Here is a 12609-nt window from a genome sequence, read left to right on the forward strand (position 1 = left end):
TTTCTGCAAAATGTGTTACTGCGGGTTTACCTTCGCCAGACTAAACCAAATCCCGATAGCCAGAAGCAGCAGCATGCCTCCCGCACTCCCCAGCGCCACGCTGTGAGAGGTGATAAACGCCTCTTTTGCCGCCCCCATCACCGACTCCGCCAGCGGCGACGTCAGATCCTGTGCCACCTTCATCGCTTCACCAATAGAAGAGGACGCTTTATCGGCGAGCGACGCGTTCAGCCCCGCCGGGAGTACTATCGACGCCGAGAAGCTGCGGGTAAGCAACAGCCCGAAAATCGCGATCCCCAGTCCAGCCCCCAGTTCATAGGACATGGTTTCAATCGCCCCGGCGGCGGCGGCTTTCTCTTTTGGTGCCGCGGCCATAATTGCCGAGGTTGAGGCCAGCAGCGCGCTGGCGGCACTGAAGCCGAGCAGCACCATCAGACACCAGGCCTGCCACTGCTGTGTACTGAAATTCAACGTCGACAGGCCGATAAAGCTGACCGCGCTAAGCCCCATGCCCCCGGCCGCAACAATGCGCAACCCCAGACGCCCCACCAACACGCCGGCAATCGGCCCACTGAATCCGCTCGCCACCATCACCGGGAGCATAAACATTCCGGCTTCGAACGGGGTAAAGCCGTGGACAAACTGCAGCTCCTGCGCCATCAACAATTCAAAGCCCACCAGTGCGATCATCGCCGTCATCGCCATCACCACGCCGCTTAATATAATGCGGTGGCAAAACAGACGCATGTCGATCATCGGCACGCGGGCGCGCAGCTGGATGCGCACGAAAATAAACAGCATCACGGCCCCCGTGAGCAAGGTACATGCCACCAGCCACGGCGACAGCGCGCCCTTCAACGCGGTTTTGGCGCTATAAACCAGCAGCAGAATGGCCACAATCAGCATGATCGCGTGGCTGATATTTAACGGCTGCTCAGGACGCCCTTCCTGCTGCGGAACAAAGCGCGCTGCGAGGGTAACGACGATAAGCACGATCGGCACGTTGATCAAAAACACCGAGCCCCAGTAGAAGTGCTCCAGCAGCATACCGCCAATCAGCGGGCCAAACGCCGCCCCACCGGAACCGACCGCCGCCCAGACGCCAAGCGCGATATTACGATCCCGCGCGTCGAGAAACAGCGTGCGGATCCCTGCCAGGGTGGCGGGAATGATCATTGCGGCACCAATCGCCAGCGAGGCGCGCGCCGCAATCAGCCACCCTGCAGAAGGTGCAAACGCGGCCGCCAGCGACGACAGGCCAAACAGCGTACTGCCGATCATCAGCAACCGTTTAAAACCAATGCGGTCACCCAGCGCGCCCATCGGCAGCACCATCCCCGCCATCACCAGCGAGTAAATATCAATGATCCACAACAATTCGTTACCGCTGGCACCCAGCGTCATGCTCAATGTTGGCGCCGCCACGTGCAGCACCGTCGCGTCAATCGCCACCGGGATATACACCAGCACGATAATCACTAACGCTAACCACTGACGATACATAAATTTCCTTATCATTTTCATTCATGGACACATGTCCAGGATGCGATCCTACGGAATGTTGAACGCATGTCCAGCTTTTTGTTACACTCGTTTCATTCCCATTGAGAGTAGAAAAAAATGCGATATTTGAGCAAGGAAGAGCGGCGGGAAGCGATCCTGCAGGCCGCTATGCGCGTGGCCCTGTCCGAGGGGCTGGCAGCCATGACGGTGCGGCGCATTGCTGCAGAAGCGGGCGTCGCAACCGGGCAGGTTCACCACCACTTTGCCTCTGGCGGCGAGTTAAAATCACTGGCGTTCGTACGCGTGATCCGCGAGTTACTGGATGCCGAAGTGGTGGGTGAAAACGCCAGCTGGCGGGAACGGCTGCACAGCATGCTCGGCAGCGACGACGGTGGGTTTGAACCCTACATTCGCCTGTGGCGGGAAGCACAAATCCTCGCCAGCCGGGATCCTGAGATAAAAGCGGCTTATGTCCTGACCATGGAGATGTGGCACCAGGAGACCGTGGCGATTATCCGTGCCGGGGCGACTGCCTGCGCGTTCACGCTTAACGATCGGGCGGAAAATATTGCCTGGCGTTTGATAGGGCTGGTTTGTGGCCTGGATGGGATCACCATATTAAATATGCCCGAAATGGACGATGCGGCATTTAATAAGCATCTCGACAAGCTTATTACCCTGGAATTGTTTTAATACTCCTTCCGGAGTATAAATTCCCGCAAATTGTTACAATTAGTAACACATTAAGCGAACCCTTATTTCCATTCTAATCTCAGGGGTTCGCATTTTTTATCTATCCTTTCAAATGTATCCCAAAGCATCCAAAAAAATCAAGAACGCATCCTCACTCATCTTTTTGTTTTTACTTCATTTTTCTCTCCATTATGGTAAGCAAGAGGGCGATATGTCGCAACAAAGTGAAAAGAGTAATCCACATCTGTTGAGTAACTGGAAACCTGAAAACGCGCAATTTTGGGAGAATAAAGGAAAACATATCGCACGAAGAAATCTATGGATTTCGGTAGCTTGCCTGCTATTAGCGTTTTGCGTCTGGATGTTATTTAGCGCCATCGCGGTCAATCTGAATAAAGTCGGTTTTAATTTCACCACCGATCAGCTTTTTATGCTAACGGCATTACCTTCGCTCTCCGGTGCGATATTGCGCGTCCCCTACTCGTTTATGGTGCCGATATTTGGCGGGCGTTACTGGACGGTATTGAGTACCGTTATCCTGATTATTCCCTGCGTCTGGCTGGGGATTGCCATTCAGGACACCGCCACGCCTTACTGGGTCTTTATTGTCATTGCCCTCCTCTGCGGTTTTGCTGGCGCTAACTTTGCCTCCAGCATGGGCAACATCAGTTTCTTCTTCCCGAAAGCCAGACAGGGCAGCGCGCTGGGCATCAACGGCGGTCTGGGCAACCTGGGCGTCAGCGTCATGCAGCTGGTTGCGCCGCTGGTCATCTTCCTGCCGATGTTCACTTTCCTCGGCGTGCACGGCGTACCGCAGGAGGACGGCTCGACGATGTGGCTGGCCAACGCCGCCTGGATCTGGGCGCCACTGCTGCTTCTGGCAACCCTTGCGGCGTTTTTTGGCATGAACGATATCGCCAGCTCAAAAGCCTCCATCGCCAGCCAGCTTCCGGTGCTTAAGCGCTTTCATCTCTGGCTGCTGAGCCTGCTCTATCTGGCAACCTTCGGCTCGTTTATCGGCTTCTCGGCGGGCTTTGCCATGCTGTCAAAAACTCAGTTTCCGGACGTGAACATCCTTCACCTCGCCTTCTTTGGCCCGCTGATCGGCGCGCTGGCACGCTCCGCTGGCGGGATGATCTCGGACAGGCTGGGCGGCGTGCGCGTCACGCTGATTAACTTTATCTTTATGGCCATCTTCAGCGCCCTGATCTTCCTGACGCTGCCCGGCTCTGGCTCCGGCAGCTTTGTCGCCTTTTATCTGGTCTTTATGGGCCTGTTCCTCACCGCCGGGTTGGGCAGCGGATCGACCTTCCAGATGATCGCGATTATTTTCCGCCAAATCACCCTCGACCGTGTCAAAAAGCAGGGTGGCACTGACGAGCAGGCACAGCATGAAGCGGTGACGGAGACCGCCGCCGCGCTGGGCTTTATCTCCGCCATCGGTGCCGTAGGCGGGTTTTTCATCCCTAAAGCCTTTGGTACGTCACTGGCGATGACCGGATCGCCGGTCGGTGCCATGAAAGTCTTCCTCGTGTTTTACATCGTCTGCGTGCTCGTCACCTGGCTGGTGTATGGCCGCAAATCCGCACAAAAATAAAAACTACATCTTCGCCGGAGCGTAATGCAGCACCCTCCGGCCATGCTATCGAAGCAGGAGAAATGTCATGAGCAAACTGTTGGACCGCTTCCGTTACTTCAAAACAAAAGGCGACAGTTTCGCCGATGGGCACGGACAGGTTTACCACACCAACCGCGACTGGGAGGACAGCTACCGCCAGCGCTGGCAGTTCGACAAGATTGTGCGATCCACCCACGGCGTTAACTGTACCGGCTCCTGTAGCTGGAAGATTTATGTCAAAAACGGCCTGGTGACCTGGGAAACCCAGCAGACCGACTACCCGCGCACCCGCCCTGACCTGCCCAACCACGAGCCGCGCGGCTGCCCGCGAGGCGCAAGCTACTCCTGGTATCTCTACAGCGCCAACCGCCTGAAATACCCGCTGGTGCGCCGCAGGCTGATTGAGCTCTGGCGCGAGGCGCTGGCGCAGCATACCGATCCGGTGCTGGCCTGGGATGCCATCCAACAGGATCCGCACAAGGCCCAGAGCTACCGGCAGGCGCGGGGTAAAGGCGGGTTTATCCGCTCAAACTGGAAAGAGTTAAATCAGCTGATTGCCGCCGCTAACGTCTGGACCATCAAAAATTACGGCCCGGATCGCGTGGCCGGTTTCTCCCCAATTCCGGCGATGTCGATGGTCTCTTACGCCGCCGGAACGCGCTATCTCTCCCTGCTGGGCGGCACCTGTCTGAGCTTCTATGACTGGTACTGCGACCTGCCGCCCGCGTCGCCGATGACCTGGGGCGAGCAGACCGATGTGCCGGAATCTGCGGACTGGTACAACTCCAGCTATATCATCGCCTGGGGCTCGAACGTGCCGCAGACCCGTACCCCGGACGCCCACTTCTTCACCGAGGTACGCTACAAAGGCACAAAAACCGTCGCCATCACGCCGGACTTCTCGGAGGTCGCCAAGCTCAGCGACCAGTGGCTGGCCCCCAAACAGGGCACCGACAGCGCCCTCGCCATGGCGATGGGCCACGTGATCCTTAAAGAGTTCCACCTTGATAACCCGAGCGATTACTTCCTCAACTATTGCCGCCGCTACACCGACATGCCGATGCTGGTCCTGCTCGACGAGCAGGAGGATGGTCGCGTGGTGCCGGGCCGGATGCTGCGCGCCTCCGATCTCGTCGACGGACTGGGGGAAGCCAATAACCCAGAGTGGAAGACCGTCGCTTTTGATATTGCCGGTAACCTGGTGGTGCCAAATGGATCGATTGGCTTCCGCTGGGGGGAGAAAGGCAAATGGAACCTGGAATCGCTTGCCGCAGGACAGGAAACTGAACTGACGCTTTCTCTGCTGATTACGCACGACAGCGTGGCGGACGTCGCCTTCCCCTACTTTGGCGGCAACGAAAACCCGCATTTCCGCAGCGTGAAGCAGGAGCCGGTGCTGACGCGCCGCGTGCCGAGCAAAACCCTGACGCTCGCCGACGGCAGCCAGAAACGGGTGGTTAGCGTTTACGATCTGGTGCTGGCTAACTACGGTCTCGATCGCGGTCTGGAAGACAGCAACGCCGCAGACAGCTATGACCAGATCAAAGCCTACACGCCCGCCTGGGGCGAGCAGATCACCGGCGTGCCCGCGTACCTGATTGAAAAGATCGCCCGCGAGTTCGCCGACACGGCGCACAAAACGCACGGTCGTTCGATGATCATTCTGGGTGCCGGGGTGAACCACTGGTACCACATGGACATGAACTACCGTGGGATGATCAACATGCTGGTCTTCTGCGGCTGCGTCGGACAAAGCGGCGGCGGCTGGTCGCACTATGTCGGCCAGGAGAAGCTGCGCCCGCAAACCGGCTGGCTGCCGCTGGCCTTCGCGCTGGACTGGAACCGTCCGCCGCGCCAGATGAACAGCACCTCGTTCTTCTACAACCACGCCAGCCAGTGGCGCTACGAGAAGCTCACCGCGCAGGAGTTGCTCTCCCCGCTGGCGGATGCCTCGAAATTCACCGGACACCTGATCGATTTCAACGTCCGCGCAGAGCGCATGGGCTGGCTGCCGTCGGCCCCTCAGCTTAACCTTAACCCGCTGCACGTGAAGGCGCGTGCGGATGCGGCGGGCATGACGCCGCAGGAGTATACCGTTGAGGCATTGAAAGCGGGTGATATTCGCTTCGCCTGCGAACAGCCGGACAACGGTAAAAACCACCCGCGTAACCTGTTCGTCTGGCGCTCTAACCTGCTCGGTTCGTCCGGGAAAGGCCATGAATACATGCTGAAATACCTGCTTGGCACCGAGAGCGGTATTCAGGGTGAGGATTTAGGCTCAACGGACGACGTGAAACCTGAAGAGGTGGAATGGCAAACCGCCGCCATTGAGGGCAAACTCGACCTGCTGGTGACGCTCGATTTCCGTATGTCCAGCACCTGCCTGTTCTCGGATATCGTCCTGCCCACCGCCACCTGGTATGAGAAAGACGACATGAATACCTCGGACATGCATCCGTTTATTCACCCGCTTTCCGCCGCCGTGGACCCGGCGTGGGAATCGCGCAGCGACTGGGAGATCTACAAAGGCATCGCCAAAGTCTTCTCCGAGGTCTGCGTCGGCCATCTGGGCACCGAAACCGACGTGGTGCTACAGCCGCTGCAGCATGACTCTCCGGCGGAGCTGTCGCAGCCGTTTGATGTCCAGGACTGGCGCAAAGGCGAATGCGATCTGATCCCCGGTAAAACGGCGCCGAACATCGCCGTGGTCGAACGTCATTACCCGGAAACTTACGAACGCTTCACCTCCCTCGGACCGCTGATGGACAAGCTCGGCAACGGCGGAAAAGGCATTTCGTGGAACACGCAGAATGAGGTCGATTTCCTCGGCAAGCTCAACTACGTCAAGCTCGACGGCCCGGCGAAAGGTCGTCCGCGTATTGAAACCGCCATTGACGCTTCAGAGGTGATCCTCGCCCTCGCGCCCGAAACTAACGGTCAGGTAGCGGTCAAAGCCTGGGAAGCGCTCGGCGAACTGACCGGGCGCGATCACACCCATCTGGCGCTGAATAAAGAAGACGAGAAGATCCGCTTCCACGACATTCAGGCGCAGCCGCGCAAAATCATCTCCAGCCCGACCTGGTCCGGTCTTGAGAGCGAGCACGTCTCCTACAACGCGGGCTATACCAACGTTCACGAGCTGATCCCGTGGCGCACGATTTCGGGCCGCCAGCAGTTGTATCAGGATCACCCGTGGATGCGCGCCTTTGGTGAAAGCCTGGTGGCCTACCGTCCGCCAATTGACACCCGCAGCGTCAGCCATATGCGCGAGATCCCACCCAACGGCTTCCCGGAAAAAGCGCTTAACTTCCTGACGCCGCACCAGAAATGGGGGATTCACTCCACCTACAGCGAAAACCTGCTGATGCAGACCCTGTCGCGCGGTGGTCCGATTGTCTGGATAAGCGAAACCGACGCGCGCGAGCTGGGCATTGAGGACAACGACTGGATCGAAGCCTTTAACGCCAACGGCGCCCTCACCGCCCGCGCGGTGGTCAGCCAGCGCGTGCCGCCGGGCATGACCATGATGTATCACGCTCAGGAGCGCATCCTGAACATTCCCGGCTCGGAAGTGACCGGACGGCGCGGCGGGATCCACAACTCGGTCACGCGCGTCTGCCCGAAACCGACGCACATGATCGGCGGCTACGCTCAGCTGGCGTACAGCTTTAACTACTACGGCACCGTCGGCTCTAACCGCGACGAGTTCATCATGATCCGCAAAATGAAAAACATTAACTGGCTGGACGGCGAAGGTCGGGATCAGGTACAGGAGGCGAAAAAATGAAAATACGCTCACAGGTTGGCATGGTTCTGAATCTCGATAAATGCATTGGCTGCCACACCTGCTCGGTCACCTGTAAGAACGTCTGGACCGGGCGCGAAGGGATGGAATATGCTTGGTTTAACAACGTCGAAACCAAACCGGGGATTGGTTACCCGAAAAACTGGGAAGATCAGGAGGAGTGGCAAGGCGGCTGGATCCGCGGTATTCACGGCAAGCTGACGCCGCGCCTCGGCGGTAAAATGGGCGTGCTGTCGAAGATTTTCGCCAACCCCGTGCTGCCGCAGATTGATGATTATTACGAGCCCTTCACCTTTGACTATCAGGATCTGCACCGTGCCCCGGAGGGCGATCACCTCCCTACCGCGCGCCCGCGCTCGCTGATTGACGGCAAGCGGATGGACAAAATCGTCTGGGGTCCCAACTGGGAAGAGCTGCTGGGCGGCGAGTTCGAAAAGCGCGCCCGCGACCGCAACTTCCAGAAGATCCAGAAAGAGATGTACGGCCAGTTTGAAAACACCTTCATGATGTATCTGCCGCGTCTGTGCGAACACTGTCTGAACCCCAGCTGCGTCGCCACCTGCCCGAGCGGCGCGATTTACAAGCGCGAAGAGGACGGCATTGTGCTGATTGACCAGGACAAATGCCGCGGCTGGCGTCTGTGCATCAGCGGCTGCCCGTACAAGAAAATCTACTTCAACTGGAAAAGCGGCAAGTCAGAGAAGTGCATCTTCTGCTACCCGCGCATAGAGTCCGGCCAGCCGACCGTCTGCTCGGAAACCTGCGTCGGGCGCATCCGCTACCTCGGCGTGCTGCTGTATGACGCGGACCGTATCGAGGAGGCCGCCAGCACCGAGCATGAAACCGATCTGTACGAGCGCCAGTGCGACGTGTTCCTCAACCCGAACGATCCGGCGGTGATTGAGGAAGCGCTGAAACAGGGTATTCCGCAGAACGTGATTGACGCCGCCCAGCGTTCGCCGGTCTACAAAATGGCGATGGACTGGAAGCTCGCCCTGCCGCTACACCCGGAATACCGCACCCTTCCGATGGTCTGGTACGTGCCGCCGCTGTCGCCGATCCAGTCCTACGCGGATGCGGGTGGTCTGCCGCAGAGCGACGGCGTTTTGCCGGCGGTTGAAAGCCTGCGCATTCCGGTGCAGTACCTGGCAAACATGCTCAGCGCGGGCGATACCGGCCCGGTGCTGCGCGCCCTGAAGCGCATGATGGCGATGCGCCACTACAAGCGTTCCCAGACCGTTGAAGGCGTGACCGACACCCGCGCCATCGAAGAGGTCGGCCTGACCGAAGCGCAGGTTGAAGAGATGTACCGTTATCTCGCCATCGCGAACTACGAAGACCGCTTCGTGATCCCGACCAGCCACCGCGAAATGGCACGCGACGCCTTCCCGGAGAAAAACGGCTGCGGCTTCACCTTTGGCGACGGCTGCCACGGCTCCGACACCAAATTCAACCTCTTTAACAGCAGCCGCATCGACGCAATCAACATCACCGAGGTGCGCGAACACGGGGAGGGAGAATAATGCAGATCCTCAAAATCATCGCGCTGCTGATCGAATATCCCGATGAGACCCTGTGGGAAAGCCGTGATGAAGCGTTTTCGTTGATTGAGCAGGACGCGCCCACGCTGCTGCCGTTTACCCGGCAGCATCTGAACGCCCCGCTGCTGGATAAGCAGGCCGAGTGGTGCGAGGTTTTTGAGCGCGGTCGCGCAACGTCGCTGCTGCTGTTCGAGCACGTTCACGCTGAGTCCCGCGATCGCGGTCAGGCGATGGTCGATTTGATGAGCCAGTATGAGAAAGCCGGTCTTCAGCTTGACTGCCGCGAGCTGCCGGACTATCTGCCGCTCTACCTGGAGTACCTTAGCATCGTTACCGACGACGAAGCGCGCGAAGGGTTGCAAAACGTCGCGCCTATTCTGGCGCTGATTGGTGGCCGCCTGAAACAGCGCGGCGTGGCGCATTACCAGTTGTTTGACGCCCTGCTGACGCTGGCGGAAACGCGACTTTCCAGCGACAGCGTGGCAAAACAGGTGTCCGGTGAAAAACGGGACGATACCCGTCAGGCGCTGGACGCCGTCTGGGAAGAGGAACAGGTGAAGTTTATCGAAGACAACGCCACATCGTGCGACAGTTCGCCGATGCAGCAATATCAACGACGCTTTAGCCAGGACGTCGCGCCGCAGTACGTGGACGTCAGCGCCGGAGGCCCAAAATGATCCATTACCTGAACGTGTTTTTCTATGACATTTACCCCTACATCTGCGCCACCGTGTTTTTCCTCGGCAGCTGGTTGCGCTACGACTACGGGCAGTACACCTGGCGCGCCTCGTCAAGCCAGATGCTCAGCAAGCGCGGGATGAACTGGGCTTCGAACCTGTTTCATATCGGCATTCTGGGGATCTTCTTCGGGCACCTGTTCGGCATGTTAACCCCGCACTGGATGTACGCCTGGTTTTTACCCGTCGCGGTTAAACAGCAGTTAGCCATGATTGCGGGCGGGATTTGCGGCGTATTGACGCTGATTGGCGGTTCAATGCTGCTGATCCGCCGCCTCTTCAACCAGCGGGTGCGCGCCACGTCCACCACGCCGGATATCATCATCATGAGTATCCTGCTGATCCAGTGCATTCTGGGGCTGTCGACCATTCCTTTCTCCGCTCAGTACCCTGACGGAAGCGAGATGATGAAGCTGGTCGGCTGGGCGCAGGGGATCGTGACGTTCAGGGGGGGCTCGTCGGAGATGTTGAGCGGCGTCGCGCCGATCTTCCGCGTGCATCTGGTGCTGGGGATGACGATCTTCCTTATATTCCCATTCACCCGCCTGGTGCATGTGTGGAGCGCGCCGTTTGAGTATTTCACTCGTCGGTATCAGGTGGTGAGATCGCGCCGTTGATGTTGTCGGGTGGCGGCTACGCCTTATCTGACCTACGTTCAGGTTCCTCCTGGCCCGGTAAGGCGTAGCCGCCACCGGGCTATAATCAACCTACGGTTACCAGAGAGAGAATAAATAACAGCAACAACACTGCGACGATCAGCCCGAACGCAAGCAGCACAGCATGAAAGGTCAGCGTTAGCCCTGAGAAAAGAAGTGCCCCAGAGATACCCCAACGGCTCTCCTTGCACATTCCTCCGATGAACGAAAGTCCCAGTGCCACAACAGCGAGTATAATCCCGGCGTTAAGAATAATGCTGTCGATATCAACCGTCGTTTTTTCGGTTCGGGCAGCAGGACGCTCTCCCTTTAACCCCGCAATTACCCCTTGTTTTACAGCCGAAACTTTCTCAGCAACAATAACCTCAAGCGCTGGCGGCTTTGGAGAAAACGGTCCGAATAAAAACTGAACGATTGAGAGAATGAGTGCAATTCCCCCCAAAAACATTCCCAATGAACTGAATTTATTTCGTAATACGATTTCCATATCAACATGCCTTCGAGTAATGCCGCCGCGTGGGCTGTAGGCCCGGTAAGGCGTAGCCGCCACCGGGCGATTAAGACTGAAGCATGCCGTTTTGCAGAAGAAAATTCCACCACTGAATGCCACAAACCATATGAATCAGAAACGTGCACAGCGCCACGATGGTGCCAATTGCCCACCATGATTTAATGTCGTTATACCCTGCGGCGAAAATAATGGGCCCGGCTGCGCCGCCATAGTGCGTGATACACCCGCCGTAGGAGTTGGAAAACAGAATAGCAAGCGCCAGCAGGACCGGTGCCGTTCCTGTGACCAGGCCTACGGTGGCAAACACCGGCACCATGGCCGCGACGTATGCCCCGCCGGAGGCAAAGAAATAGCGAACCAGGACGCTGAGAAACACGATAATCACGATTGTCATATTACCGGCGCTGAGAAAATCGAGGTGCGCTGACAGGAAATCTGCCAGCCAGCGGAAAAATCCCTCCTTGCTCAGGGTGGCGCTCAGACCGATGATGCCCCCGTACCACATCAGGGTATTCCAGCCACCTTTGTTTTTCTGTACGTCGCTCCAGCCGATAATATTAAACAGCAGCGCCGCCCCCATCGCGATAATGGCGACGGCGGATTCATTAAGCCCAAGGTGACGAGAGAAGATCCAGCCTAATAACGCGGCGATAAAAATCACCACCAGCCCTTTCTCTTTGATACTCATTGCCCCAAGGCTTTGCAGGCCGTTGGTCGCAATTGCCACATTATCAATATGTTTAATTTCCGGGGAGGCAACCCGGTAGCAAATATAGGGGATAATACACAGCATCAATAATCCCAACGGTGCTCCCGCCAGCATCCAGCCGATCCAGCTAATATGAATATGGAAGATATCGGAAATGAGCTGTAGCGCTAACGCGTTTCCGGCAAAGCCCGTTAAAAACATATAGCTGGTCGTTTTAGTGACCATATAGACATTGACCATTAAATAACGCCCAGCCTTGCACGGCGTCTCTTTTGGCGTCGAGCCTAATACCGTCGCGATGCTGTTAATTATAGGAAAAACCACCCCACCTGCCCGCGCGGTATTTGAGGGCGTAGCCGGTGCCAGCACCAAATCCAGCAAGGCGGTCACATACCCTAGCCTCAGCGTCGTGCTGCCAAACTTGAGGATAAACCAGTAGGCAAGCCGTTTCCCCAGACCGGTAGTAACGAACGCCGCGCTCAGCGTAAAGGCGCTAAACACCAGCCAGGTCGTGCCTGAGGCGTATCCACTCAGCACATCCATTGATTTAACCGGAGAATCCGGGAATTTTGTTACGGTAAAACAGGTTAATGCCACCGCGACCAGCATGATGACGGGTTCGGGATACGGTTTAATGACCAGCCCAACGATAGCGGAAAGATATATGCCTGCCAGTATCCACGCCTCTTTGGTTAATCCATCAGGCGGAGGAATAAATATTGATAATAATATTATTACGGCAAGTAAGATTGTTTTTAAAACATTGGATTTAAGCATATCTCACCCATGAGAAAAGGGTCCCTGAATGGCAGAGACGGCTCCAGAGAGACGCCTCT

General features: G+C 57.3%; 9 protein-coding genes. 6 read left to right on the forward strand and 3 right to left on the reverse strand.

Translation table 11 applies throughout. The annotated features are described in order from the left end of the window. Positions 1–15: 15 nt before the first annotated feature. Entirely contained in the window at positions 16–1503 is a 1488-nt protein-coding gene (locus tag ACWKXT_RS04445) for a SmvA family efflux MFS transporter (RefSeq protein ID WP_454531778.1), read from the reverse strand. 117 nt (positions 1504–1620) lie between these two features. Here ACWKXT_RS04445 and ACWKXT_RS04450 point away from each other — a divergent pair, with 117 nt between their 5' ends. The 6 genes from ACWKXT_RS04450 to narI all read left to right on the forward strand — a co-directional run bounded on the left by ACWKXT_RS04450 (position 1621) and on the right by narI (position 10514). Further along, the gene (locus tag ACWKXT_RS04450) at positions 1621–2196 is read left to right on the forward strand and encodes a TetR family transcriptional regulator (RefSeq protein ID WP_454531779.1); all 576 of its coding nucleotides are present in this window, start codon (positions 1621–1623) and stop codon (positions 2194–2196) included. Between the two features lie 211 nt (positions 2197–2407). Then, positions 2408–3793 carry a NarK family nitrate/nitrite MFS transporter gene (locus ACWKXT_RS04455; RefSeq protein WP_454526734.1) on the forward strand — a complete coding sequence of 462 codons (1386 nt, stop codon included), beginning with the start codon at positions 2408–2410 and terminating at the stop codon, positions 3791–3793. Positions 3794–3860: 67 nt separating this feature from the next. After that, positions 3861–7601 (forward strand): nitrate reductase subunit alpha, encoded by a 3741-nt coding sequence (locus ACWKXT_RS04460; protein WP_454531780.1) that lies wholly within the window; start codon positions 3861–3863, stop codon positions 7599–7601. Continuing rightward, positions 7598–9142 (forward strand): nitrate reductase subunit beta, encoded by a 1545-nt coding sequence (gene narH, locus ACWKXT_RS04465; RefSeq protein WP_008501747.1) that lies wholly within the window; start codon positions 7598–7600, stop codon positions 9140–9142. Before ACWKXT_RS04460 ends, narH begins: the two co-directional genes overlap by 4 nt. Then, positions 9142–9837: a nitrate reductase molybdenum cofactor assembly chaperone gene (narW, locus tag ACWKXT_RS04470; RefSeq protein WP_454531781.1), complete on the forward strand. Its 696-nt coding sequence runs from the start codon at positions 9142–9144 to the stop codon at positions 9835–9837. The genes narH and narW overlap by 1 nt, the downstream gene beginning before the upstream one ends. After that, positions 9834–10514: a respiratory nitrate reductase subunit gamma gene (gene narI / locus ACWKXT_RS04475; RefSeq protein WP_454526732.1), complete on the forward strand. Its 681-nt coding sequence runs from the start codon at positions 9834–9836 to the stop codon at positions 10512–10514. The genes narW and narI overlap by 4 nt, the downstream gene beginning before the upstream one ends. 85 nt (positions 10515–10599) lie before the next feature. On the opposite strand, the gene ACWKXT_RS04480 is transcribed toward narI, so the two are convergent. Together ACWKXT_RS04480 and ACWKXT_RS04485 are read right to left on the reverse strand one after the other, a co-directional pair. After that, complete coding sequence (locus tag ACWKXT_RS04480) at positions 10600–11040, reverse strand: hypothetical protein (protein ID WP_454531782.1); 441 nt, start codon at positions 11038–11040, stop codon at positions 10600–10602. A 70-nt stretch (positions 11041–11110) separates the two neighbouring features. Next, positions 11111–12550, reverse strand: coding sequence for an anion permease (locus ACWKXT_RS04485; RefSeq protein ID WP_454531783.1), 1440 nt, complete (start codon positions 12548–12550; stop codon positions 11111–11113). Between the last annotated feature and the right edge of the window lie 59 nt (positions 12551–12609).

It is taken from the genome of Enterobacter sp. UPMP701, from assembly GCF_053709515.1.